A 24,330-nucleotide genomic window follows, 5' to 3' on the forward strand; every position below is an offset into this window, starting at 1 on the left:
CCATGGACCTGGCCGGCGATCGACCACGGACCGTCGTCAGCGGCGGCGCCACAGAGCTGGCCGTCATGTGGGGTGGCTTCCCGCTGGTCGGCGCGGGCCTCGGGTGGCTCCTCGCGGCGACGACCGGCTGGCTGGCCCGGCTGCCCTGGGTGCCGTTCGGTGACCTGGTCGAGTGGCTGGACCGGCTGCCCGAGCCACAGGCCACCGCCGGCGCGGTCGTGGTGGGCGTGCTGGGCGGCCTGGTCGTCGCCGGGATCGGCACCGCCGAGCGGCTGATCGTCACCGTCGACGCGGCGCAGGTCCGGCTGCGCCGCGCCGACCAGGACCGGGCCGTCGCACGGGCCGACGCCCGGGTGGTCTTCCTCGCCGACAAGCACCTGGTGCTGCTCGACGCCGACGAAGCGGAACTGGTGCGGGAGTCCACCGACCTGCCGGCCGCGAAACTGGCGGCGGCGTTCCGGGCGCACGGCTGGGGTTGGGCGGACGACGACCCGCACCGATCGGCGTACCGGCTGTGGGTTCCGGACCTGCCCGGGTTGCCCGCCGGCGCGGACGCGCTGCTGCGCGCCCGGGAACGGGCGGTCGAGCGGGACCGCCGCGACGACGCCCGTGAGCTGCGCCGCGAGCTGGGTCTGCTCGGTGTGGTGCTGCGCGACGAGGGCAAGCGGCAGTACTGGAGGTTGACCGCGCGGGCCCTCGCCTCCGGGCCGGAGCAGCCGACTTCGGCCGAGCGGGAGCCGGACGGGCGGTAGCGTCTGTCCCAGCAGACCCTGGGAGCCGCGCGATGACCGAACAGCAGCCGTACCGGGTGGTGTCCCGACACCCCGGCTTCGAGCTGCGTCGGTACCCCGCCCACCTGGTGGCCGAGATGCAGATCCAGGCGTCTTTCACCCGGGCGCCGATCGAGGCGTTCCGGCCGCTCGCCGCGTACATCGGTGGCGCCAATCGGGCCCGGCACCCGATTGGTTCCGCCGCTCCGGCGATGGCGGCGGCCGGCGACTCGGAGAAGATCGCCATGACCGTGCCGGTGGTCCAGATCGAGGGCGAGTGGCCGGGCGCGTACCTGATCCAGTTCGTCATGCCGGCCACCTTCACCACCGCCACCCTGCCCGAGCCGGTGGATCCCCGGGTGCGGATCCATGCGGTTCCGGCGCGACTGGCGGCGGCGATACGGTTCTCCGGACGGTGGACGGAGCAGGCGTTCAGCCAGCGGGCCACCATGCTCGGCCGGTCGGTGACCGCCGCCGGGCTGCAACCGACGGGCGCCATCCGGTACGCGCGCTTCGACCTGCCGTGGAAGCCGTGGTTCCTGCGCCGCAACGAGGTGGTGCTGCCGGTCGTCGAGTGAGCTACCTGAGCTGCCGGCGGTCCTCCACGCTCGGTCGCGCCAGCAGCACTGCCATTCCGAGCCCGGAGAGCAGCCCGGCCAGGGAGACAAGCAGATCGGAGTCGGCGGCGTGGATCGGGCTGTTGCCGGCCAGTTCGGTGAACGTCGCGCCGATCGGCATCATGATCATCATGGGGATGGCCGTAGCCACCAGGAACGCCACCGGGCCCACAAGCGCGATGAGCGCGGCCAGGGCGTGGTGCCACCAGATCGGCCGACCACCCGGCCAGTCCCACGCCAGCAGTGTGACCCCGGTGAGCAGCACCGCCCCGAGAGCGACCTCCGGCAGGAGGCGTGTGCCGGGCGCGGTGGCACGGACCAGCCCGACGCCGAACAACGCCACCACTGTGAGACCGACCGCCAGCCCGACGCGAGCCCGGGTCCGCGTCGGAGCCGCCGCCAGCGCGGCGCCGACGGCCAGGGCCACCAGCAGCGCCGCGGTGACCAGGGCACCCTGGTTCAGTTCCGGCTCCCGGTCGGTCGGTGACTCCATGCCGGCCGCCACAAGTGTCAGCACCCCGGCCACGCAGGCCGCGCCGGTCAGCACCCGCCGGTCGGCGGCCGGAGTCGTGCCAGGCTCCCGCGTCTGCGGCGTGCGGCGCTCCCAGCACAACAGAATCGCCGCGACCACGCCGAGCACGGCGTAGCCGGCGGCGGCGAGCCGCACCGTCGCGTCGAAGCCGATCACGTCGGCCCGGTCGATCACCACGTCGGCGGCGACCCAGCAGCCGCCCAGCACCACCGCCGGGCCGCCCCACCGCACCTGCCCCCGCCCGGCCAGCACCAGACCGAGCGGCACCGCCATGATCGCCATGAACCGCAGGTCGCGCGCCCAGTAGGTGTTGTTGCCCGGCAGGTGCTCCGACCACGGTCCGAGTGGCTCGGTGAGCGGTTGCCACGTGGTCATGCCGTACGCCCAGAGCGCGACGGCGGCGGCGGAGAGGAGCAGCCCGACCGGGCGCGCGGATCGCATCCGTGGACGGTAACGGCCCGCCCGCCCGGGCGGGGGGCGCGGTCATCCGACCAGGCCGACCGGTGACCGGGCGGGGCGGTGACGCAGCAACCGCCACGTCGGCAGCACACTCGACACCACCGCGAGCAGCAGGCACAGCCCCACCACCCCGGCGACCACCGACCATGGCACCACCAGATCGACGGGGGCGCCGACCTGCTCGGCGAGGCCGGCGCTGATGCTGAGCAGACCGACGAACGCGACAGCCCCACCCAGCAGGGCGCCGATCAGGACCACCAGGGCGGACTCCGCCGTGACCAGCCAGATGACCTGCCGTCGGGTCGCCCCGGCCATCCGGATCAGCCGAAGATCCGCGGCCCGGCCGGCGGCGGCGAGCAGCAGCGTGTTGGCCACCGCGATGGCCCCGTAGCCGGCGGACACCCCGATCAGCAGCAGTGTGAAGAGCCAGACGAGGCGGTCCTCCGCGGCGTCCGCCTCGGCCGCCCAGCCCGGGACGTCGAGGATCCGCGCGCCGACCGGCGGATCGATGCGGTCCCGGACGTACACGGTGGACGTCAGCGCCGACGGGTCGTGCGCCCGCACCACGGCCCGGGGCACCAGCAGGTCGCCGGGGATCGAGGTGTCGTCGACCACGGCGACGACACGCAACGACACCGACGTCCCGTCGGCGAAGACCACCGGGTACGGCTCGGACGGCAGCCGGTTCGCCGAGGCGGTGACCACCACAGTGTCGTCGCCCTTCAGGTCGTTCAGCGAGCCGGCGACGACGGTGAGCACCCGGTTCGCGGCGGCGAAGCCCTCCGGTTCCACACCGAGCGCGGTCATCGGCCGGTCCCGTGGCGACGTTCCAGGATCGGTGCGGTAGACGGTGGTCGGCAGGAGGGCGGTGCCACCTGTCGCGGCGACGGCCCGGTCGGACAGGCCGGGCGCGCGGTCCGGCACGACGATCCAGCCGGCGTTCACGTTGTCCGCCCGACCGGCCGCGTACGCGGCGGTGGTGGTGCGCACCATGCCGGACACCAGCACCGCGAACGCGACAGTGAGCAGCACCGGCGCGGCGATGGCGGCGGTCCGCCGGGTCGCTGTCAACGCGCCGCCCCGGACCAGCATCCCGATCGCGCCACCGGGCCGACGCACCGGAGAACGCAGCAGCCACACCAGCGGCCCGACCACCACCGGGGCGAGCACCGTGGCACCGGCCACCAGCGCCATCACCGCGTAGAGCGCGTACTGCGCCCCGACCCGAGCCTCGTCGGCGGTCGCCGTGCCAACACTGAGCGCGGCCCCCGCCGCGACGAGCAGCACCCCGGTGGCGGCGCGCAGCCACCCGATCGGTCGCTGTTCCACAGCAGCCTCGCGCAACGCCTCCAACGGGCGGACCCGCGCCGCCCGTCGGGACGCCGACCAGACGGCCAGCAACGCGATCGCCGGCCCGGCGGCGAGCGAGACCGCGACCGGCCAGAGTTCGTAGCGGACCCGGAAGGTCGACGGTTCGTAGCCGACGTCGACCAGCAGCCGTCCCAGCAACGGGGCGAGCGCGGCGCCCACCAGCAGGCCGACGAGCCCCGCCGAGACGCCCACGGCGAGCGCCTCCGCGTACACCAGGCGGCGGACCTGACGCCCGGTGGCGCCGACGGCGCGCAGCAGGCCCAGCTCACGGCGGCGCTGCGCGATGGTGAACGCGAAGGTGGAGGCGACCACGAACACAGTGACGAAGCCGGCGAGGGCCGCCGTGGCGGTGAGCACCTGCATACCGATCCACCGGGTACGGGCGTCGCCGCGCGGCTCCAGCGCGCCACGGGCGTCGCCGGTGAGCACCCGCCCGTCCCCGCCGACGGCTCCGCGAGCCGCCGTCGCGACCCGTTCGGGATCGGCGCCCGGCGCGAGCACCAGCCCGATGGCCCGCACGCCCGGCGCGAGCGCGGCGGCGACAGCGTCCGCGACATGGACGCCGGGCCCGTCGACCAGACCGGAGACGGTGTACGACTCCGGGCCGCCGGCGGTCAGCACTGTGACAGGTGCACCGGCGCGCAGCCCGAGCGCGCTGTCGACGACCACCTCGCCGGGCCGGCGGGGTGGCTCGCCAGCCGTGAGGCGCAGTCCGCCCAGCTGGGCGCTGGACCAGCCGTGGCCCTGGTGGGCGTCCTCCCGCCGGGTGTCGGTTGCCGAGGGTCGGCCGTCGACGAGCGGCTGAGCGTAGAAGGTGCGGTCCGGCACCGCCGCGACCACGTCCGGCAGACCCGCCAGCCTGCGAACGAGCTCCGCGGCCGTGGTGGCGGACCAGGGCCGGCTCGGCACGAAGTCGTCCGGCGACGCGCCCGCCTCGGGGCTCTGCACCACGACCGCAGCCCGTGCCAGTCGGTCCGGCACCTGCGGACGCCCCGAAGCGAGCAGCAGTGTGGCCGCCGCGACAAGCGTGACCCCGATGGCGACGGCCACGAACGCGCTGGCCGACCGCCGGACGCTCACCACGACGACTCCGCGACGGTTTCCCGCTCGGCGATCCTCGCGGCGACGGCGGCGGCGCTGATCGGGCCGGTCAGCTCGTCGACGACGCGGCCGTCGGCCAGCAGGAGGACCCGATCGGCGTACGCGGCGGCGGCGGGATCGTGGGTCACCATCACGACGGTCTGCCCGTGGTCGTCGACGAGCGCACGCAGCAGCCGAAGCACCTGCCGGGAGGACGCGCTGTCCAGTGCCCCGGTGGGTTCGTCCGCGAAGACCACCGCCGGACGGGTGATCAACGCTCGGGCCACGGCGACGCGTTGCTGCTCGCCGCCGGACAGCTCACTCGGCCGGTGCCCGGCCCGGTCGGCGAGTCCGACGGCGTCGAGGGCGGCGGCGACGTCCCGGGCCGGCGGGCGGCGGCGGGCCAGGCGCGACGGCAACTCGACGTTCTGCGCGGCGGTCAGCGTGGACACGAGGTTGAACGCCTGGAACACGAAGCCGATCCGGTCCCGCCGCAGCCGGGTCAACGCGTCCTCACCGAGGTCGTTGAGGCGGATGCCGTCGATCGTGACGATCCCCTCGGTCGGGCGGTCCAGCCCCGCCGCGCAGTGCAGCAGTGTGGACTTTCCCGAGCCCGAGGGGCCCATCACCGCCGTGAACGTGCCGCTCGCGAAACCGGTGGTCACGCCATCGAGCGCCGTCACCCGCCGGGTTCCGGTGCCGTACACCGCGCGCAGCCCCGTCAGGGTCACCGTCTGTGTGGTCATGACCGTTACGGTCCCGAATGCGGGGCTGCGGCGCGTCGTGCCGGGGCGGGCACTTTCCGGCCCTCCCCCGGGTGGAGTCGGAGGCCCGGAAACGCCTGCACGTCGTCCTCCGGGATGACCACCCGCAGGCCGACGCGGCCGGCCCAGCCGGCCGATACCGTTCGACGGGTGACCGCTCCCCTGCTGACCCGACGGATGCGACCGGTGGACCTCTACACCGTGGACGCCCTGCTGGCGGTGGCCGTGGGCGGGCTGCTCTGCCCGTACGCGGCGCTGGAGTCGCCGATGCACGGTGGCGTACGCGAGCCGCTCTGGGTGTCCGTGCTGGTCGGGATGGCCCTCGGGCTGCCGTTGGCCGTCCGGCGACGGTGGCCGATGACGGTTGCCGTCGTGATCAGCTCCATCACCACAGTTGTCCTGGTCACCGGGGTGATACCCAACTTCGCGGCGGCCGCGCCGGCGTTCGCCATCGCCCTGTCCTTCTACACGGTGGCCGTGTCGACGCCCACGCGCCGGTCGCTGCTCTGCGCCACCGGTTGTCTCGCCCTGGTGAGCGTCGGCCTGGTGCTGACCGCGGGGGACCTCTGGTCGCGGACCGGCGCGGTCGCCTACGCCGCCGTCATGGTCGCGCCGGCCTGGGTGATCGGCTGGCTGGTCCGGGAGCGACGCGCCCTCGCCGCCCGGCAGAGTGACCAGTTGATCGTTCAGACCGCTGCGGAGGAACGGTTGCGGGTGGCGCGCGAGCTGCACGACGTGGTCGCGCACACGCTGAGCCTCATCGTGGTGAAGGCGGCCGTCGCCAACCACGTCGCCGAGGCGGACCCCCGCGAGGCGGGCGCCGCGCTGCGGGTCATCGAGGAGACCGGCCGCACCGCGCTGGCCGACGTCCGCCGGGTGCTCGGCGTCCTGCGCGAGGACACCCCGTACGCGCCGACACCTGGGCTGGACGAGTTGCCCTTCCTCGCTCGGCAGGCGGCGATCGGCGGCGTCGACGTGCAGCTCGACGTGCGGCGGGAGGAGCCGGCCGGCGCGGTGCCGGAGTCGGTGGGCCTCGCGGTGTACCGGATCGTTCAGGAGGCGGTGACGAACGTGGTGAAGCACGCCGCGCCGGCCGCCTGCCGGGCTACGGTGACCGTCCTGCCCGACGAGGTGCGGGTGGAGGTGACCGACGACGGCCAGCGGCCGGTCCTGCTCGGCGGGGAGGGACACGGGTTGATCGGCATGCGGGAACGGGTGGCGTTGCACGGCGGGGAGTTCCGCGCCGGCCCACGTTCCGACTGTGGTTTCACGGTGACGGCCAGCCTGCCCTACCGGGTGGCAGCGTGATCCGCGTGCTGATCGCCGACGACCAGGCGCTGCTGCGCGGCAGTTTCCGGCTGCTTGTCGACCTCAGCCCGGACTGCACCACGGTCGGCGAGGCGGGCACCGGCGTGGAGGCCGTCGCGTTGACCGGGCAGCACCGGCCGGACGTGGTGCTGATGGACGTCCGGATGCCGGAGATGGACGGCATCGAGGCCACCCGGCGGATCTGCGCCGACCCGGCGACGGCCGGCACCCGGGTCATCATCCTGACGACGTTCGACCTCGACGAGTACGTCTACGGTGCGCTGCGCGCAGGAGCCAGCGGCTTCCTGCTCAAGGACACCCCGCCGGCGGACCTGCTGACCGGCATCCGGGTGGTCGCCGCCGGGGATGGGCTGCTCGCACCGACGGTGACCCGCCGACTGATCGACGAGTTCGCCCGGCAGCCGGAGCCGACCCGGCCGCTGCCCCGCCAGCTCGACGGGGTGACCGATCGGGAACGGGAGGTGCTCGCGCTGATCGCCCGGGGCCTGTCCAACGCGGAGTTGGCCGCGCACCTCAACCTCAGCCAGGCCACCGTCAAGACGCACGTCGGGCGGCTGCTGACCAAGCTGGCGGTACGCGACCGGGCGCAACTGGTCATCGTCGCGTACGAGACGGGCCTGGTCGGGCCGGGCGGCCTACGCTGAGCCAGTCGGCCGCGAACCCAGGAGGAGCCATGACCCGGTACGTCGCCCTGCTGCGCGGGGTCAACGTCGGCACCACCCGGCTGGCGATGGCCGACCTGCGCCGGATCGTCACCGACCTCGGGCACGAGGACGCCAAGACGTACCTGCAGAGCGGCAACGTGGCCTTCGGCAGCACGGTGCGCGACGCGGAGAAGCTGGCCGCCGGGATCGAGCGGGCGCTCACCGACGAGCTGGCGTTGACGGTGCCGGTGCTGGTGCGCAGCGGTCGGGAGTTGGCGGCGATCGCCGGCGGCAACCCGTACGCCGATCGGGAGGACGACCCGACGCGCCTGCTGGTGGCCTTCCTCGCCACCGCACCGAAGAAGTCCACCGTGGACGCGCTGGCCGTGCCCGGTGGCGAGAACGTGTCGTTCACGGTGACCGGCCGGGAGGTGTTCCTGCACTACGTCGACGGCGGTTACGGGCGGTCGAAGTTCACGAACGCGTACCTGGAGAAGAAGCTCGGCGTGGTGGCCACCACCCGCAACTGGAAGTCGGTGCGGGCCCTGGCGGAGATGACCGCCCCCTGACCGGGGGTGGGGGCCGCGGCTCGGCGACCCCCACCGACGCCGCTCAGAAGTGGTAAGCGGTCTCGTACTCGGGCACCAGCACCCGGCTGCGCGGCGAGATCCGGCGCACCGCCGCGATCATCTCGTTCAACCGGGTGCGGTCGGTCGGGGCGACCGGCGGCGGGTTCTGCAACGCCGTCTCGAAGTTGTCGTAGTGCACCGGCACCACGACCTTCGGGTAGTCGAGCCCGGCCAGCAGTCGGGGCAGGTAGTCGCCGGTGGTGGTGGCGTTCTGCATGGCCACCATCGCCACGTCGGGTGCGAGGCCGGTGAGATTCCGCTCGGCGACGTCGCTGGCCCCGGTGAAGTAGACCGACGGGCCGCCGTCGACCCGCAGCAGGTAGCCCAGCGTGTCGCCCTCCGGCAGGTCCGCGATGGTGGCCGGCTGCGGCGGCGGGGTCACCCGCACCCCGGGAAAGGCCACCGAGTACGACGGGTTGCGGCTGTGCAGCGAGCCGACCACCTCGACACTGTGGTCGCCGAAGTCCAGCACCTCCCCACCTTTCACGGAGCTGAGCTGCGTCGACGGCAACCCGTAGGCCAACCCCAGGTGGTACGCGGTGAGCGTGCCGAACACCCGCGCGCCGGTGCGCTTGGCGATGTACGGCACGTCCATGAAGTGGTCCCAGTGGGTGTGCGTGACCAGCACCGTCATGGCCCGGTCGACGCGCGGGTCGATCACGTCGGTGCGCACGGTCAACGGGGTCTCCGTCTTGAACGGGCCGGTGAACAGCCCGGTGTCGATCCGGCTGAGGAACGGGTCGACGAGGACGGTGCGGTCGCCGATGTCGACGCGCCAGCCGGCCGTACCCCACCAGCGGAAGCTGACCGCGCCCTTGCGGCGGGCGGTCGGCGCGGCTGCGGCGGTCGGCGTGGGCGCGGCGTGGGCCGGGGTGGCGACGCCGGCGGCGAGGCCACCGGCGGAGACCAGGGCTGTGGTGGCGGCGGCGTCGCGCAGGAAGCGTCGGCGGTCGAGACTGGGCATGCGGATCTACTCCCCGTGGTCGGGCGATGTGTCGACCACGAGCCAACCAGCGGCACCGGGCCCTGGTCCAAGATCGAACGCCGCCGGCTCCGATACGTCAGCGGATATCGGTGCTGGTCGGTGGGGGTGCGGCGGCGCTCGGACGGGCGCGAAATCAGTAGCCGCGCAGCGCCTCGACGGCCGTCCGGGCCGCCTCGCCCATCGCCAGGTCCACGTCGATGCGACGCGGGGTCAACTGTTCGGCGCGGGCGAAGACGGCGATCGCGTACCGGCCGCCGTCGGGGTACTCGGCGACCCCGGCCTCCAGGTGGAACCCGGGCAGGGTGCCGGTCTTTCCGGACACCCGGACGCCCGGCGGAAAGCCGGCCGCCAGCCGGGTCCAGAAGATCTGCTGGGCCATCCAGGTGCGGACCATCGCGCAGGCCGCGGCCGGCCCGGCCTCGTCCCGCCAGATCAGCGTGAGCAGCCGGGTGATCTCCCGGGCGGTGCTGGACGTGGTGTGCGCGGGGTCGAAGACCCGCATGGCCCGGACCCGGTCCACCGGCAGCGTGGGGAAGATCCGGGCGAACTCCGCCTCGGTCCGGGCGCCCACGTCGGCGAGCATCATCTCGACCAGCTCCCGAGGCCCACCGAGCACACGGGTACGGGTCAGCCCCAGCTCGACGGCGAGCATCGGCAACAGATCCGGGCCGACCCGGCGCAGCAGCAGGTCGGCGGCCGTGTTGTCGGTGACCGACATGGCGAAGTACGCGAGGTCGCGCAGCGACACCTCGGCGTCGTCGGTGCAGCCGGCCAGACCCCACCCACCGAGCCGGTCGGCGGCGGTGACCAGTACCCGCTCGGTCGGATCCAGCTGACCGGCCTCGACCTGCCGGGCGAACTCCAGCACCAGCAGGATCTTGAAGATCGAGGCGATCACCACCTGCTCGTCGGCCCGCACCCCGACCTCGCGAAGACCGCCGCCGGTCGGGCCGCCACCCTCGACGGCGCTCAGGTCGACGGTGTCCAGGTCCACGACGTGCAGGCTGGCCGTCACCCCGACGGCGGCGAAGATGGCCTCGATGCGTTCCTCCACGTCCACGACAGCACGGTATCCAGCGACGGCGTGGCGGCGCTGGCGTAGGGTCCCGGCCGTGGATCTGCTCCGGCACCTGCGGCACTTCGTGGTGGTCGCACACGAACTGCACTTCGGGCGGGCCGCGGAGCTGCTCGGGATGGCCCAGCCACCGCTGAGCCAGTCGATCCAGCGGCTGGAACGGGAGCTGACTGTCGAGCTGTTCGACAGGTCCCGCCGCCAGGTACGCCTCACCACCGCCGGTGAGTTACTGCTCGGCGAGGCGGAGGAGCTACTCGCCGGCGAGGGTCGACTCCGCAGCCTGATGGGGCAGATCCGCGCCGGTGAGCTGGGCGTACTCCGGGCCGGGGTGCCACCGGAGACGCCCGCCGTGACGCTGCGCTCGCTGCTGGACGGGCTCACCACCCGGGCGCCCGGCCTGGACGTGGAACTGCACGAGCTGACCACTGCCGAGCAGGTGCGGATGCTCGCCGAGCGGACCCTGGACGTGGGGCTCGTGCATCACCCGGTGGCGGCGGAGGGGCTGCGTTTCGGCGCCCCTGTCGACGTACCCCTGGGGGTGCTGCTGCCGCGCACCTCACCGCTGGCCCGCGGCCGTGCGGTGACGCTCGCGTCGCTCTCCGACCTGGATCTGGTGGCCGCGCCCCGCGCCACCGCCCCCGGCTGGCACGACCACCTGCTGGCGGTGTGCCGGCAACACGGTTGGCGCCCGGCCCGGGTGCGCCCGGCCCGCAACCCGGAGTTCCTCTTCGGGCTGGTGCTGGCCGGAGGCGGGGTGGCCGTGGAACCGGCGGCGGTGGCCCGCCGGGAACCCCGGATGGCCTGGCGGCCGATCACCGAGGCGCCGCTGGCCAAGCGCACCTCGGCGGCCTGGCCGGACCGGTCGGCGCACCCGGCGGCCGCGATGTTCGGCCAACTCGCCGCGGAGGTGCTGGCCGATGCCGAACCCACCGCGCCCGCGCCGCCCGCGACGTCGGTGCCGGCGGAACGGCCGTGGCCGGTGCTGTTCGACACGACCGGGTGAACAGATCCGTCGTTGCGCTCGTCACCCCCGGTTGGGCGGTGAATCGTCCACCCACCCGGGTATGGATGACAGGTAACGAAGACGCGAAGGAGCCGCAGTGGCAATCACGATTCCCGACATCAGCCTGAACGACGGCACCACCATTCCGCAGCTCGGCTTCGGGGTGTTCCAGATCGAGCCGAAGGACACCGTCGCGGCGGTGACCACCGCTTTCGAGGCGGGCTACCGGCACATCGACACCGCCCAGATGTACGGCAACGAGGCCGAGGTCGGCGAGGCGGTACGCGTGTCCGGCCTCGACCGGGGCTCGGTCTACGTGACCAGCAAGCTGAGCAACGCCTTCCACCGCCCGGACGACGCCCGCAGGGCGTTCGACTCGACGCTCGCGGCGCTGAAGATGGACCACATCGACCTGTTCCTGATCCACTGGCCGCTGCCGACCCTGTACGACGGCGACTACGTCTCGACCTGGAAGGTGCTGGAGGAGCTTCAGCGCGACGGCCGGGCCCGCTCGATCGGCGTGTCGAACTTCCAGGTGCCGCACCTGGAGCGGCTGGCCGACGAGACGAGCGTCGTGCCGGTGGTCAACCAGATCGAGGCGCACCCGTACTTCGGCAACGACGAGGTCCGCGCCTACGGCCGTGCGCACAACATCCTCACCGAGGCGTGGTCGCCGATCGCGCAGGGCAAGGTGCTCGGCGACCCGACGGTGGTCGACATCGCCGAGCAGCTCGACCGGACCCCGGCGCAGGTGGTGCTCCGCTGGCATGTGCAGCGCGGCGACATCATCTTCCCGAAGTCGACCACCCCGAAGCGGATCGAGGAGAACACCCGGATCTTCGACTTCGAGCTGGACGACGCGGCGATGGAGCGGATCACCTCGCTGGACAAGGGCGAGGCCGGCCGCCAGGGCGCGAACCCGGACACCTTCGCCTACCTGCCCAACTGACCTGAGCCGCCGGCCGCCCGGCGGGTGATGTCCCGGTGAGCGCGATGCCTCAGAGTCATCATGATGACTCTGAGGCATCGCGCTCTTCGGCAAGGTCAGGAGCCGACACGTTCGGCGAGCCGGCGGACCACCGCCTGAGTGGGCGAACCGGGCTCGGGGACGTAGACGATCAGCCGCTGCTCGGTCTCCGGTACCAGCAGCACCCGGCACTCGAACTCCAACGACCCCAGGTGGGGATGCGGCACCCGCTTGATCACGGGACGGCGTTCCTCCACCTCGTGTTCCGCCCACAGTCGGGCAAACGAGGGCGAGGTGCCGAGCAGCTCGGTGACCAGCTCGCGGATCGCCGGGTCGCCCGGGTAGCGACCGTAGGCGGCCCGCAGGTCCGCCACCGTGCTGTGCACGAACCGGCGGGCGTCGGCATCGGTCCAGTGGCCCTCGGTCACCGAGTGCCGGAACGTCCAGCGGATCATGTTGCGCTCCGCGTCCGGCACGGCCGAGAGGTCGCCCATGAAGTACGTGGCAAGCCGGTTCCAGGCCAACACCTGGTACGCGGCGTCGACGAGGTACGCCGGAGTCTCGATCATCGCGTCGATCAGGTGCCGCAGCCCGGGGGTCACCTCCCGGCTCGGCCCGCCGGCCGGAAGCGGATTCTCCCCGGCGATCCGGAACAGGTACTCGCGCTCGTCCCGACTGAGCAGCAGCGCCCGGGCCATCGCGGCAAGCACCTGCCGCGACGGGTGCGGCCCGCGGCCCTGCTCCAGCCGGATGTAGTAGTCGATCGACATGCCGGCGAGCTGGGCGACCTCCTGCCGGCGCAGCCCGGGGGTCCGTCGGCGTTCACCCTCGGGGAGCCCGACCTCGGCGGGCCGCAACCGGGCACGGCGGGTACGCAGGAACGCCGCCAGTTCGTCACGCCGCAGGCCGCTGCTCGTCATGCCCCCAGCATGCCTCTGTCCGGGCCGACCAGGGTGGTACCGCCGGTCCCAGCCTCGGCCCGTCTCTCCCCGGACGCCGTCGGCGCGGACACGCTCGACGGCATGACGAACATGACAGCCCTGATCACCGGGGCCAACAAGGGGATCGGCTTCGCCACCGCCCGGCAGCTCGGCGCCCTCGGGATGACAGTCCTGGTGGGCGCGCGGGACGCCGAGCGGGGTCGGGCGGCGGAGCGGGAGCTGCGCGACGGCGGCGCGGACGCGGTGTTCGTGCCGCTCGACGTCACCGACGCCGAGTCGGTGACGGCCGCCGCGAAGCGGGTCGAGACGGAGTACGGCCGGCTGGACGTGCTGGTCAACAACGCCGGAATCGTCCTCGCCGACGGCGCTCGTGGGTTGCCCAGCGAGACGACAGTGGCGACGCTGCGCCGGCTGTACGAGACGAACGTCTTCGGGGTGGTGACTGTGACGAACGCGCTGCTGCCGTTGCTGCGCCGGGCACCCGCCGCCCGGATCGTCAACGTGTCGAGCGAGGTCGGCTCGATCGCGGTGATGACCGACCCCAACGGCGCCCTGTTCGAGCTGACCTCAGTGCCGTACCCGTCGTCGAAGGCGGCGCTGAACATGCTCACCGCGATGTACGCCAAGGAGCTGCGGGACACCCCGATCACTGTGAACGCGGCCAACCCGGGCTACTGCGCCACCGACCTCAACGGCAACAGCGGCTTCCGCACGGCCGAGCAGGGCGCCGAGGTGAGCGTGCACCTGGCGACCCTGCCCGCCGATGGGCCGAGCGGCCTGCTCTGGGGCTTCCAGATGGACGCCGGCGGCGGGTACGGCGTGCTGCCCTGGTGAGGATGAGCGCTTGACCTGGAGCGCGCTCCAGCCTGCAGGGTGATCTGTGCGCCCACCGGTAGGGCGCACGAGAGGAGATCCCCATGCGGTACCGCACGATCGGCTCCGACCCGGCGACCCGGCGCGAGGTCAGCGTGCTCAGCCTCGGCGCGATGCTCTTCGGCAGCGCCACCGACGAGGCCATCTCGTACGCGATCCTCGACCGGTACGTCGAGGCCGGCGGCACGTTCATCGACACGTCGGACAACTACGCGTTCTGGGTGGACGGCGGGCAGGGCGGGCAGAGTGAGGAACTGCTCGGTCGCTGGCGGCGCAGCCGGGGCGTCGGCGCCGAGATCGTCATCGCCACGAAGTTGGGCGCCCGACCGTTGGCCCCGGGCACCAGCTACCTGGACAACGCCGAGGGTCTCTCCGCCAAGGTGATCCGCGAGCCGGCGGAGCGCAGCCGGGACCGGCTCGGTGTGGAGCGACTGGACCTGCTCTACGCGCACATCGAGGACCGGACCGTGCCGCTCCAGGAGACCGTGGAAGGCTTCGCCGAGTTGGTCGCCGAGGGCACTGTGGGTCTGCTGGGAGCCAGCAACCACCGGGCCTGGCGGGTGGAACGGGCCCGCGCGTTGGCCGCCGCCGCCGGCCTGCCGGGGTACGAGGTGCTCCAGTACCACCGCAGCTACCTGCCGAACCGCACCGACCTGGTCAGCGAACTGGACCCGGACGGCGAGCCGGGTGGCGTCGGCGGTGACCTGCTCAGCTACCTGCGTGCCGAACCCGAGCTGACCCTGGTGGCGTACTCGCCGCTGCTCAAGGGGGCGTTCACCCGGGCGGACAAGCCGCTCAGCTCGGCGTACGACCTGCCGAGCGCGCCACGGCGACTGGAGGCGCTGCGGGAGGTGGCCGGGCAGAGCGGCGCGACTGTCAACCAGGTGGTACTCGCCTGGTTGCTGGGCGGCGAACTACCGTCCATTCCGCTGGTGGGCGCCTCCTCGATGGCGCAGCTGGAGGAGAGCCTGGCAGCTGTCGACCTGGAGTTGACCGCCGAGCAACGGCACCGCCTCGACACCACCTGGTGACCTGACCAGCCGCCCCGCCGACCTCAGCTCCCGGTCGGTGGGGCGGTCAGGTCGAGCTGCCAGTCGTTGGCCCGCATCATCTGCCCCGGCGGGTATTCGAAACCGGTCTCGCCGAGCAGCGTGAAGCCGGCCTTGCGGCACACAGCGTTCGAGGCGGGATTGTCGACCGAGGGGTAGGCGTGGGCGTAGTGCCGGTCCCGTCGGGCGCGGGCCACGTCGACGACCGCGCGCACCGCCGCGGTCGCCAGCCCCTGCCCCCGGTACGCGGGCAGCACCGCCCAGCCCATCTCGTACACCTGTCGCTCGCGCCACTCGCGGGCCCAGTAGCCGACGCTGCCCGCCCTCGCCCCGTCGGGCAGCACCAGCGTGAACATGCACCCCTGCTCGGTGCCGGAGAAGTGCACGTACCTGTCGTGTCGGGCGAGCACCTGCTCGTCGGTCTCCGGGCCGCCGGTGTGCTTGCGGGTGTCCGGTGAGTTGAGCTGCCGCAGCAGGTCGAGGTCGTCCTCGTGCCACGGCTCAATCCGTACCTGGGCCATCCGCTCCCCCGTTCGTCGACCCCAGTCAAGCCGATCCCACCGACATTTCGCCCCGAACCGCGCCCGCTAGATCGGATCTAGCGGGCGCGTGTCGTCACCTCGCGCCTTCAGTGTGGAAGGGGGGGTGGCCATGACGCAGTTGCGGATCGCCGTGATCGTCGGCAGCACCCGGGAGGGGCGGGTCGGCGATCGGCTCGCCCACTGGTTCGTGGAGCAGGCCGAGCGGCACGACGACCTGACGGTGACGGTCGTTGACCTGACCGAGTACGACTTCCCGGCCACCTACCCCGCCGAGCCGACCGCGTCCATCCGGGCGTTCGTCCGCGAGGTGGGCCGGGCGGACGCGTTCGTCGTGGTCACCCCCGAGTACAACCACAGTTTCCCGGCACCCTTGAAACAAGCCATCGACTACGCGTACGACGAGTGGCAGGCCAAACCGGTCGGCTTCGTGTCGTACGGCTGTCGGTCGACCGGCCTGCACGCGGTCGACCAGCTCCGTACCGTCTTCACCGCACTGCACGCGATGACGGTGCGCGACGTCGTCGGGATCGACCTGCTCGCCGGCGAGCCGACCGCCCAGAGCACCGACGAGCTGCGCCGCGACGTCGGCGTCCTGCTCGACCAGCTGCGCTGGTGGGGTCTGGCACTGCGCGAGGGCCGGGCGGCTCGACCCTACGTCTCCTGAACACGTCCAACACGAAAGGCAAGGATCATGAGTAGACGCACCACCGGTCTGGCCATCGAGGCCGAGGGGCTCACCCGCTCGTTCGGGGACACCCGGGCGCTGGCCGGCATCGACCTGCAGGTGCCCGCCGGCACCGTCTACGGCCTGCTCGGCCCGAACGGCGCGGGCAAGACCACAGCGGTCCGGGTGCTCGCCACGCTGCTGCGACCCGACGGCGGCTCGGCCCGGGTCTTCGGGCACGACGTGGTCACCGAGGCCGACAAGGTCCGGTCCCGGGTCAGCCTCACCGGCCAGTACGCCTCCGTCGACGAGGACCTGACCGGTACGGAGAACCTGGTGCTCCTCGCCCGCCTGCTCGGCCTGCGCAAGCCTGCCGCTCGGGAGCGCGCGGCGGCACTGCTGGCCGCGTTCGGTCTGACCGAGGCGAGCGACCGCCAGGTGAAGAAGTACTCGGGCGGGATGCGGCGACGCATCGACATCGCCGCCAGCATCCTGAACACCCCTGATCTGCTCTTCCTCGACGAGCCGACGACAGGTCTGGACCCGCGGAGCCGCAACCAGGTGTGGGAGATCATCCGGGCGGTGGTGTCGCACGGCACGACCGTGCTGCTGACCACCCAGTACCTCGACGAGGCCGACCAGCTCGCCGGGCGGATCGCGGTCGTCGACCACGGCCGGGTGATCGCGGAGGGCACCCCGGGTGAGTTGAAGTCGTCGATCGGCTCCGGCACCGTCCACCTGCGGCTGCGCGACCCGGGGCAGCGACCCGAGGCGGAGCGGGTGCTCCGGGAGGCGCTCGACGTGCCTGTGCAACTCGCCGCCGACCCGGCGGCGTTGACCGCCCGTGTCGGTGAGGCCGGCACCGACCTCGACGCCAGCGCCCAGGCCGCTCGCGCGCTCAACGACCTGGCCCGCGCCGGCATCGTCGTCGACAACTTCTCCCTCGGCCAGCCGAGCCTGGACGAGGTCTTCCTGGCCCTGACCGACCACCCCGCCGTGCCGACCGACGAGCGCGACGACGAGCTGGAGGCAGCCCGATGAGCGACACCACGACCACCACTACCGAACGGGCGCCGTCCGTCTACGTTCCGTCCGCCGAGGCGCTGGCGACAGTGCTCGCGCCAGGTGCCCGACCGCCCCGGCCGAGCGCGCTGGGCGCGTCGCTCACCTTCGGCTGGCGGGCCATGCTGAAGATCAAGCACGTGCCGGAGCAGCTCTTCGACGTGACCGCGTTCCCGATCATCATGGTGCTGATGTTCACGTACCTGTTCGGTGGCGCCCTCGCCGGCAGCCCGCGCGAATACCTGCAGTTCTTCCTGCCCGGCATCATGGTGACAAGCGTCGTCATGATCACCATGTACACGGGCGTCGGTCTCAACACCGACATCGAGAAGGGCATCTTCGACAGGTTCCGGACTCTGCCCGTCTGGCGCCCGTCCGCCCTGGTCGGCATGATCTTCGGCGACGTGCTGCGCTACATCCTCGCCGCCGTGGTGATCCTGAGCCTCGGGCTGGTGCTCGGGTTCCGGCCCGAAGGCGGGGTGGTCGGGGCTGCCGCCGGGATCGGTCTGCTGGTGGTCTTCTCGTTCGCGTTCTCCTGGGTCTGGACGTTCTTCGGGCTGATCCTGCGCAGCGAGAAGTCGGTGATGGGGGTCAGCATGATGGTGCTGTTCCCGCTGACGTTCCTCAGCAACGTCTTCGTCGAGCCGAGCACCATGCCCGGCTGGCTCCAGGCGTTCGTGAAGGTCAACCCGGTGACGCAGCTGGTGGCCGCGATCCGGGGCACGATGAGCGGCGAGTCGGACCCGTCGGCCACGATGTGGCTCCTGCTGTGGAGCGCCGGCTTCGTCCTGGTCTTCGGCACCCTGACCATGTACAGGTACAACCGCCGCTAACCCCCTCGCACCCCTAACCCCCGCGATCTTGCACTTACTGTCCCGACAAGGGTGGCAAATCCACCTGAATCGACGACCGAAAGTGCAAGATCGCGGAGGGCTGGGGGGTGTGGCTCAGAGCTGCCAGGGCTGCGGGCTGGCGGGCAGGTAGCGGCAGGTGGTGCCGGTGGAGACGGAGTCGCGCAGGTGGCTCGCCAACTCCGGGTGTCGGTCGTCGAGCTTGCGTAGCGTGTCGCGGATTCGCGCGGTCACCGTCTTGCGGGCCCGCTCGGCCTCGTCCCCCAGGCGGCGGCTCCGGCCAGCCAGCCCTGCTGCGGCGCGCAACTCGTCCAGCAACGCGCCCCGCTCGGCGTCCAGCTTGGACACCTTCCGGTCGTCATCGCGTGCGGCGGCCCGGTCGATCTCCTCGTCGAGACGGGCCAGGTGCCGCCGGTAGCGGGCCTTCGCCTCGTCGTCGAGGACCGGGTCGGCGCCCATCCGGCGGGCGGCCACCAACTCCGGCCCGGCCGCCGGGTCGAGCAGTTCGACCGCCGGCACGTCGGTGCCCGGGCGGCTGAGCAGCAGGTGCAGGTCGTGCAGGCCCTTGGCGTCGGGCAGGTGCACCACCACACCGTCGTACGCGAGCTGCCAGACCGGCCCGTCGCGCCGAAACTCGTACCCCTCGATCGCAGGCGCAATCGGCGCGGCCCGGCCGGGCGCAGCAACCCGGCCCGACCCGGCGGCCTGGCCCGACGCGACACCCTGACCCGACCCGACAACCTGGCCCCACCCGGCAACCTGGACCGGCTCGGCGGCCTGGTCTGGGCGGTCGGCGTCGGCGGCCGTCGGGGCGGCGAGGCGGTGGAGCACCTGCGTCATGCCGAGAGCGGTCGCCTCCTGGATGGTGGCGGCGCGCAGCGCGGTCAGCGTCGCGGTGTCGCCCGGGTGGCCTCGGCCGGCGAGGGCGTTGACGAGGCCGGTGCGGGCGAGCAGTGACCAGGGTCGGGAGCCCATCCGATCGGCGGAGTCCCGGGCGGCGGTGAAGCCGGCGATGGCGTCGTCCCAGCGTTCCTGGGCGGCGTCGATCAGCGCCAGCCAGTGGTCGACGGGGCCGCTGATGTCGCAGCCGAACAGCCCGACCGTCCACTCTCCACGATGTGGGGCGAGCGCGGCCCGCGCGGCGTCGCAGCGCTGCGGGTCGGCGGACGCGGCGGCGGCCTGCGCGCGTAGCCGTAGCCAGAGTGGTGACACCGGGCGCGGGTACCGGGTGGCGGCGGCCTCGATGCCGGCGGTCAGCCGGACCGCCGTCTCGCCGTCACCACGCTCGGCCGCGGTGATCGCCCGCAGCAGCTCCCGGTAGGGGTAGTCGACCGGGGCCAGCCCGTCCACGAGCGCGGCGGCCTCGGCGATCCGGCCCTGGAGCAGCAGCCGGGACCAGTGCAGGTGGTGGCCCATGAACCCGAACTCGGCGTGGTTCGGGTCGGCGTCGTCGCTGAGAACGGCGAACCGCTCGTCGGCCATGGCAAAGTCGCCCCGGAACGCCGCGATGATCCCGCTGTCGACGGCCGCGGCCATCCGGTGCCGGGCGAAGCCGCCCTGCCGTTCGGCGTCGACGAAGGTGGTGAACTCCTCGGCGAAGCGCGGGTCGCCCAGCTCCAGCAGGGCCACCCAGCGTAGCGAGGTGGCCCACAGTTCGGTCTCCCGGTCGCCCGTCCGGCGGGCCACGTCCCGAATCTCGGCCGTGAGCGCGGCTCGGGTCGCGGCTGTGCCGAGCCCCCACGTCGTGTCGTGGCGGGCCCAGAGGCTGAAGCTGAGCGCCTCGTCGTCCTGCCCTCGACGGGCGATCGTCTCGCTGGCGGTGATCAGGTCGGCGACCAGGGCGCCGATCGTCGAGGTGGCGTCCGGCTCGCCGATCAACCGGCGGTACGCCTCGCGCACCAACTCGGCCGCCTCGATCGACTGGGCGGTCTCCACCTGGCGGGAGCGGTTCACTGTGAGCGCGACCCGGGCCAGCAGCACCGGGTCGTCGAGTGAACGGGCCAGCCGGGCGGCCTCGGCCAGCAGTCGCATGACCTCTTCCCGGCCGGTGTGGTGATAGTGCGCCTCGGCGAACTCGACGAGGATCCGCACTCGTTGTGCCCGGTCTTCGACGACCTCGAGGGCTCGGTGAAAGTGCACCGTCGCCTCGTCGCCGGCCAACCGGGCGAACGCGTCCCGCCCGGCGGCGACCAGCAGGGTGGCCACCCGGGCCCGGTCGAGCGCGGGGCCGGCGAGGTAGGCGTGCCGGGCGAGGTCGGCCGGGATCAGCCGATCGGTGAGTTCCCGAAGGTCGTCGACCGCCCGGACCACCGCGCCGTGCCGGGCCCGCCGGTCGTCGTCGGTCAGCCCGTCGTAGAGCGTTTCGCGGACCAGATCGTGGGCGAAGGCGAAGCGGCCACCGCCCCGGGCCACCACCAGTCGGGCGGTCACCGCCCGGTCGAGCAGCCGGTCGACCTGCGCCGCCGGTGCGGCCACGCAGGCCGCGAGGACCTGACGGTGGAACTCGCGACCCAGTACGGCGGCGACGGTCAGCGCCTCGACCACGGCGGCGGGCAGTTGGGCCAGGCGACGGCGCACCGCCTCCCGTACGCCGGGTGCGATCGCGCCGACCGTGTCGTCGGCGTGCCACAACCGCGCGGTCTGCTCGACGAAGAACGGGTTGCCGCCGGTGCGCCGGTGCACCTCGTCGACCAGGCCGGCCTCGGGCTCCCGGCCGGCGGTCCGAGCCATCAGCTTGGCCACCTCGTCGCGGGAGAAACCGGTGAGGGTGATCGTGGTGGCCTTCGCGACCATCGGCATCAGCAGCGGACGCAGCGGATGTTCGCCGGATTCGACCTCGGCGTCCCGGTAGGTGCCGACCAGCAGGAGCCGTTCGAACCAGGTGTGTTGCGCGGTGAAGCTCAGCAACCGTAGTGAGGCCGGATCGGCCCAGTGCAGGTCGTCGAGGACGACCACGACCGGCCGGCGCTGGGAGACGGCGACCAGTGCGGCGGTCACCGCGTCGTACAGAGCGAACGCCTCCTGGTCGGCGGCGTCCGGGCCCGGGTCGACGCCGGCCCAACTGACGAGGCGACCGGCCTGCTCGCCGCCGGTGCCGGACTGGCCCAGCAGGGCTGCGAGGGCCGGCTCCGCGGACTGCCGCGCCACTGCCCAGTCGTCGGCGGAGCGCCGCAGGCCGCGCAGCACCTGCACCCACGGCCAGTAACCGGGGGCGCTGTCGGAATCCCAGCAGGCGGCGCCGAGCACCAGCGCGCCTCGCTGCCGGGCCTCCCGGGCTGCCGACGTGACGAGGGTCGTCTTGCCGATGCCCGGCTCGCCGGTGACCAGGACGAGACCGCCGTGGCTGCTGGTGGCGCGTTCCAACTCGGCGCGCAGCAGGCCCGCGGGGTGAGCCCGCCCGATGATGGCGTCGTCGAGCGCGTCCATGGTCCCCAGACCGTACTGGAACCGTCCGACAACGCGGGCGGGTTAACCGGCCGGACGCCTCGCGGGGCCTCGCCGGCCCAGGTCGGCTCGGAGCCTTTGGAGCTGATGCCGCAAAAGAGTCGGCCCCATCACTCCTCATACTTCCCTATCGGGGTATTGTAGGGAGCGATGACGGAAGAAATGTACTCGGTTGAGCAGGTGGCCGACCGGCTCAACCTGCACGTACGCACCGTGCGCGGCTACATCCGCTCGGGCCGGCTCCGGGCCGTGCGGATCGGCAAGCAGTACCGGATCGCCGCCAGCGACCTCGACGCCCTCACCGGGCAGGCCCCGGCCGCCACTCCCCTGAGGGGGCAGGCGGAGGTGTCGAGCATCGTGCAGATCGACGGCGTCGACCGGGCTGCCGCCGACCGGCTCGGCACGCTCGTGCTCACCAGCGCCAACACCGCCCACGACCAGGCCCACCCGCTGCGGGTGCAGACGGTGCACGACGAGGAACGCCAGCGTATGAAGATCATCATCCTGGGTGACCCGGCTGCCACCGCCGAACTGTTGCACCTGCTCGACGCCGTCCTCACTGCCGACAATGGCCTGCTCAACCGGGAGGTTCGCGATGTCTGACGAGATCCAGGAACGCGTTGGGGTGCCGGTGCTGGTCTGTGACCCGGCGGGGCCGCCGGTGGCCACCGAGCAGGACGCGCTGGACCTGATCGGCGCGGCGTTCCTCGGCGCCCAGGTGGTCGCCGTGCCGGCCAACCGGCTCGACGAACGCTTCTTCTCGCTGGGCACCCGCTTCGCCGGCGACGTGATGCAGAAGTTCGTCAACTACCGGGTAAGGCTGGCCGTCGTCGGCGACATCTCGGCGCAGCTCGCGGAGAGTTCCGCGTTGCGCGCACTGGTGCACGAGTCGAACCAGGGCGGGCAGATCTGGTTCGTCCCCGACCTCGACGCGCTGGACAACCGTCTCCGCGCCGCCCGGTAGCCACCTCACCGCTCGGGCACGACAGCCATCTCCACCGCGTCCGGCTCCACTCCCCTGACCCGAGCCTGCTCGGCCGCCCACCGCAGGTAGGCCAGCCACTCCTCGGACGACCAGTCGTTGCGCCGGCCGGCACCCGCCTTGGCCGGGAGTTGGCCGGCCACGACACGGTCGAGGATCAGGGGCTGCACCCCGCCCGCCCCGCGCCGGTAACCGGCGAAGTAGAGGACCTTCGTGGACAGGCCCGGACCCAACCAGGGCAGACGAGCGTGGTCGGGGTCGCGAAAGCGGCGGTACGCCGTTAGCAACGCCTCCTCGTCGGGCGCGGGCGTGGACACCTCTTCCAGCGCGTACGCCAGGCGTTTGCCGCTCGGATCGGCGTCGAGCGACCTGGCGGCGCGCCACGGGCCGTACCCGATGGGGCCGTAAGCCCAGGCCAGCACGGCGGTCAGCAGTTGACGGGGGCTCGCGGCGCCGGCGCGGTACGCCTCGGCCACCGCGAAGACGTCGCGGCGCCAGATCTCGCCGCTCGCCGGAAGGCCGTCGGGCCATGCGTCCGGCGGTAACCCGGCCCGCCAGCGGTCGACGTTCACGGTGACCGGGGCCCGCTCGCCCGGTAACACCACACCTTCGGTCGTCTGCATGGTCGCCTCCCACAGATCGCGCGCTCGCGGAACTCCGTGGTTCGGACGCTATGGTCGGCCGCTGCTACCTGCCGCCCGCCGACAGCAAATCGCGGTATCGGCCGCAGGGGCGCCTGCCTTCCGGGCGGCCGGCATTCGGCGGGGGTCGTGAACGTCGGACGGTTGACCTACGGTGCTCCCGTGCTTCCCCGAAACGTGAAGATTCTCGATCAGGTCCGTGCCGAGGCGCTGCGTCGGAACATCCCCGCCGCCGACGTGGAGCGCTGGCTGGAACTCGCCCGCCCGTCGGCGCTCCTGACACAGGGGGGTGACGGGCCGGTCGTGGGCGCCATCCGTGGACCCGTGATGCTCCCGGCCGACGCCGAGGACCCGACGTTCCCCTTGATCGCCAGCATCGACTGCGCTGCCCTCCCGGCAGACGTGACCGACCTTCCGCTACCGGCCGACGGCCACCTGCTGCTGTTCGGCTGGCCCGAAGAGCACGGCTACGGCCAGGTGATGTACGTGCCGGCGGGCGTGGCCGTCGAGGAGCGAGAAGAGCATCCGCCGGGCTTCTCTCCGGACGACGAGGAGTGCGCCGAGGTCTACGCGGAGATCCCGCAGGGCGATCTGCACCTCACTGTCGACATCTCTCTGCCCTACGTCAAGACGATCCCGGGGCCCCCGTGGTCGCCGCCGCTGCCGGGAGATCCCCCGTTCGAAGAGATGACCGAGGTGTGGCAGGAGGTCCTGGGCGACGTGCCAGACGGCATGTCCTCCTATGGCTGGACCACAACGCCGCTGCTGTTGGGCGGCTACGGCACTGACTGCAACGGTTTCAACCCCGCCTGGTTGGGCGCCAACCCCTCGGGCCGGTCCGGCCAGGACGAGTCGGACCATGGTGACTGGGTTCTGCTTGCCGAGTTCCATGGCGGCAGACAAGGCGGCGCGAGCATCCACTGGGTGATACAGCGTGCCGACCTGGAGGAGCGACGCCTCGACCAGGCCAGCGTCCTCGTCTACTGGAATCCGTGACTCCGCTCGCTCCCGTGAGCTGACGGGGGCTCAGGACTAGCCGCACAGTGACCGGGTACG

24 protein-coding genes are annotated in these 24,330 nt (G+C 72.6%); 15 read left to right on the forward strand and 9 right to left on the reverse strand.

Annotated features, from left to right (window positions below):
• The first annotated feature begins 2 nt into the window (after positions 1-2).
• Both IW248_RS19670 and IW248_RS19675 read left to right on the forward strand, forming a co-directional pair.
• Positions 3-752 (forward strand): YqeB family protein, encoded by a 750-nt coding sequence (locus IW248_RS19670; RefSeq protein ID WP_196928162.1) that lies wholly within the window; start codon positions 3-5, stop codon positions 750-752.
• 32 nt (positions 753-784) lie between these two features.
• Positions 785-1,348, forward strand: coding sequence for an SOUL family heme-binding protein (locus IW248_RS19675; RefSeq protein ID WP_196928163.1), 564 nt, complete (start codon positions 785-787; stop codon positions 1,346-1,348).
• A 1-nt stretch (position 1,349) separates the two neighbouring features.
• Here the strand turns inward: IW248_RS19675 and IW248_RS19680 are convergent, their stop codons facing one another.
• The 3 genes from IW248_RS19680 to IW248_RS19690 are packed head-to-tail and all read right to left on the reverse strand — an operon-like array spanning position 1,350 to position 5,575.
• Positions 1,350-2,360: a hypothetical protein gene (locus tag IW248_RS19680; protein ID WP_196928164.1), complete on the reverse strand. Its 1,011-nt coding sequence runs from the start codon at positions 2,358-2,360 to the stop codon at positions 1,350-1,352.
• A gap of 42 nt (positions 2,361-2,402) precedes the next feature.
• Complete coding sequence (locus tag IW248_RS19685) at positions 2,403-4,832, reverse strand: ABC transporter permease (protein ID WP_307788086.1); 2,430 nt, start codon at positions 4,830-4,832, stop codon at positions 2,403-2,405.
• Positions 4,826-5,575 (reverse strand): ABC transporter ATP-binding protein, encoded by a 750-nt coding sequence (locus IW248_RS19690; protein WP_196928165.1) that lies wholly within the window; start codon positions 5,573-5,575, stop codon positions 4,826-4,828. The genes IW248_RS19685 and IW248_RS19690 overlap by 7 nt, the downstream gene beginning before the upstream one ends.
• Positions 5,576-5,743: 168 nt before the next feature.
• On the opposite strand from IW248_RS19690, the gene IW248_RS19695 reads away from it, so the two are divergent.
• From IW248_RS19695 to IW248_RS19705, 3 genes are read left to right on the forward strand one after another with little or no spacing between them, the layout of a single operon-like run.
• The gene (locus IW248_RS19695; protein WP_307788087.1) at positions 5,744-6,901 is read left to right on the forward strand and encodes a sensor histidine kinase; all 1,158 of its coding nucleotides are present in this window, start codon (positions 5,744-5,746) and stop codon (positions 6,899-6,901) included.
• Positions 6,898-7,566, forward strand: a complete 669-nt coding sequence (locus IW248_RS19700; RefSeq protein ID WP_196928167.1) for a response regulator — start codon at positions 6,898-6,900, stop codon at positions 7,564-7,566. The genes IW248_RS19695 and IW248_RS19700 overlap by 4 nt, the downstream gene beginning before the upstream one ends.
• Positions 7,567-7,595: 29 nt before the next feature.
• A complete protein-coding gene (locus IW248_RS19705) occupies positions 7,596-8,135 on the forward strand; it encodes a DUF1697 domain-containing protein (protein ID WP_124820668.1) in 540 nt (179 codons plus the stop codon).
• A gap of 43 nt (positions 8,136-8,178) precedes the next feature.
• On the opposite strand, the gene IW248_RS19710 is transcribed toward IW248_RS19705, so the two are convergent.
• A complete protein-coding gene (locus tag IW248_RS19710; RefSeq protein ID WP_196928168.1) occupies positions 8,179-9,159 on the reverse strand; it encodes an MBL fold metallo-hydrolase in 981 nt (326 codons plus the stop codon).
• A gap of 154 nt (positions 9,160-9,313) precedes the next feature.
• Positions 9,314-10,240 (reverse strand): serine hydrolase, encoded by a 927-nt coding sequence (locus tag IW248_RS19715; protein WP_196928169.1) that lies wholly within the window; start codon positions 10,238-10,240, stop codon positions 9,314-9,316.
• A gap of 52 nt (positions 10,241-10,292) precedes the next feature.
• Here IW248_RS19715 and IW248_RS19720 point away from each other — a divergent pair, with 52 nt between their 5' ends.
• Positions 10,293-11,258 (forward strand): LysR family transcriptional regulator, encoded by a 966-nt coding sequence (locus tag IW248_RS19720; protein WP_196928170.1) that lies wholly within the window; start codon positions 10,293-10,295, stop codon positions 11,256-11,258.
• Between the two features lie 97 nt (positions 11,259-11,355).
• Positions 11,356-12,207, forward strand: a complete 852-nt coding sequence (locus tag IW248_RS19725) for an aldo/keto reductase (protein ID WP_196928171.1) — start codon at positions 11,356-11,358, stop codon at positions 12,205-12,207.
• Between the two features lie 95 nt (positions 12,208-12,302).
• Here IW248_RS19725 and IW248_RS19730 read toward each other — a convergent pair whose 3' ends face one another.
• The gene (locus tag IW248_RS19730) at positions 12,303-13,145 is read right to left on the reverse strand and encodes a helix-turn-helix transcriptional regulator (RefSeq protein ID WP_196928172.1); all 843 of its coding nucleotides are present in this window, start codon (positions 13,143-13,145) and stop codon (positions 12,303-12,305) included.
• A 102-nt stretch (positions 13,146-13,247) separates the two neighbouring features.
• On the opposite strand from IW248_RS19730, the gene IW248_RS19735 reads away from it, so the two are divergent.
• Positions 13,248-14,000 (forward strand): SDR family oxidoreductase, encoded by a 753-nt coding sequence (locus IW248_RS19735; protein ID WP_196928173.1) that lies wholly within the window; start codon positions 13,248-13,250, stop codon positions 13,998-14,000.
• An 83-nt stretch (positions 14,001-14,083) separates the two neighbouring features.
• Positions 14,084-15,070, forward strand: a complete 987-nt coding sequence (locus IW248_RS19740; protein WP_196928174.1) for an aldo/keto reductase — start codon at positions 14,084-14,086, stop codon at positions 15,068-15,070.
• A 23-nt stretch (positions 15,071-15,093) separates the two neighbouring features.
• Here IW248_RS19740 and IW248_RS19745 read toward each other — a convergent pair whose 3' ends face one another.
• On the reverse strand, positions 15,094-15,609 hold the full coding sequence (locus tag IW248_RS19745) for a GNAT family N-acetyltransferase (protein ID WP_196928175.1): 516 nt from the start codon (positions 15,607-15,609) through the stop codon (positions 15,094-15,096).
• A gap of 130 nt (positions 15,610-15,739) precedes the next feature.
• Here IW248_RS19745 and IW248_RS19750 point away from each other — a divergent pair, with 130 nt between their 5' ends.
• From IW248_RS19750 to IW248_RS19760, 3 genes are read left to right on the forward strand one after another with little or no spacing between them, the layout of a single operon-like run.
• Positions 15,740-16,294 carry an NADPH-dependent FMN reductase gene (locus IW248_RS19750; protein WP_196928176.1) on the forward strand — a complete coding sequence of 185 codons (555 nt, stop codon included), beginning with the start codon at positions 15,740-15,742 and terminating at the stop codon, positions 16,292-16,294.
• Between the two features lie 27 nt (positions 16,295-16,321).
• Positions 16,322-17,335 (forward strand): ATP-binding cassette domain-containing protein, encoded by a 1,014-nt coding sequence (locus IW248_RS19755; protein ID WP_196928177.1) that lies wholly within the window; start codon positions 16,322-16,324, stop codon positions 17,333-17,335.
• Complete coding sequence (locus IW248_RS19760) at positions 17,332-18,189, forward strand: ABC transporter permease (protein ID WP_196928178.1); 858 nt, start codon at positions 17,332-17,334, stop codon at positions 18,187-18,189. Before IW248_RS19755 ends, IW248_RS19760 begins: the two co-directional genes overlap by 4 nt.
• Before the next feature lie 114 nt (positions 18,190-18,303).
• Here the strand turns inward: IW248_RS19760 and IW248_RS19765 are convergent, their stop codons facing one another.
• A complete protein-coding gene (locus tag IW248_RS19765; protein ID WP_196928179.1) occupies positions 18,304-21,633 on the reverse strand; it encodes an ATP-binding protein in 3,330 nt (1,109 codons plus the stop codon).
• Between the two features lie 168 nt (positions 21,634-21,801).
• On the opposite strand from IW248_RS19765, the gene IW248_RS19770 reads away from it, so the two are divergent.
• Together IW248_RS19770 and IW248_RS19775 are read left to right on the forward strand one after the other, a co-directional pair.
• Positions 21,802-22,254: a helix-turn-helix domain-containing protein gene (locus tag IW248_RS19770; RefSeq protein ID WP_196928180.1), complete on the forward strand. Its 453-nt coding sequence runs from the start codon at positions 21,802-21,804 to the stop codon at positions 22,252-22,254.
• The gene (locus IW248_RS19775; protein WP_196928181.1) at positions 22,247-22,615 is read left to right on the forward strand and encodes a DUF4180 domain-containing protein; all 369 of its coding nucleotides are present in this window, start codon (positions 22,247-22,249) and stop codon (positions 22,613-22,615) included. The genes IW248_RS19770 and IW248_RS19775 overlap by 8 nt, the downstream gene beginning before the upstream one ends.
• A gap of 5 nt (positions 22,616-22,620) precedes the next feature.
• On the opposite strand, the gene IW248_RS19780 is transcribed toward IW248_RS19775, so the two are convergent.
• The gene (locus IW248_RS19780) at positions 22,621-23,256 is read right to left on the reverse strand and encodes an 8-oxoguanine DNA glycosylase OGG fold protein (RefSeq protein WP_196928182.1); all 636 of its coding nucleotides are present in this window, start codon (positions 23,254-23,256) and stop codon (positions 22,621-22,623) included.
• A 180-nt stretch (positions 23,257-23,436) separates the two neighbouring features.
• Here IW248_RS19780 and IW248_RS19785 point away from each other — a divergent pair, with 180 nt between their 5' ends.
• Positions 23,437-24,270: a hypothetical protein gene (locus IW248_RS19785; RefSeq protein WP_196928183.1), complete on the forward strand. Its 834-nt coding sequence runs from the start codon at positions 23,437-23,439 to the stop codon at positions 24,268-24,270.
• The last annotated feature ends 60 nt before the right edge of the window (positions 24,271-24,330 follow it).

The sequence above is a fragment of the Micromonospora ureilytica genome (genome assembly GCF_015751765.1).
Taxonomy (GTDB): domain Bacteria; phylum Actinomycetota; class Actinomycetes; order Mycobacteriales; family Micromonosporaceae; genus Micromonospora; species Micromonospora ureilytica.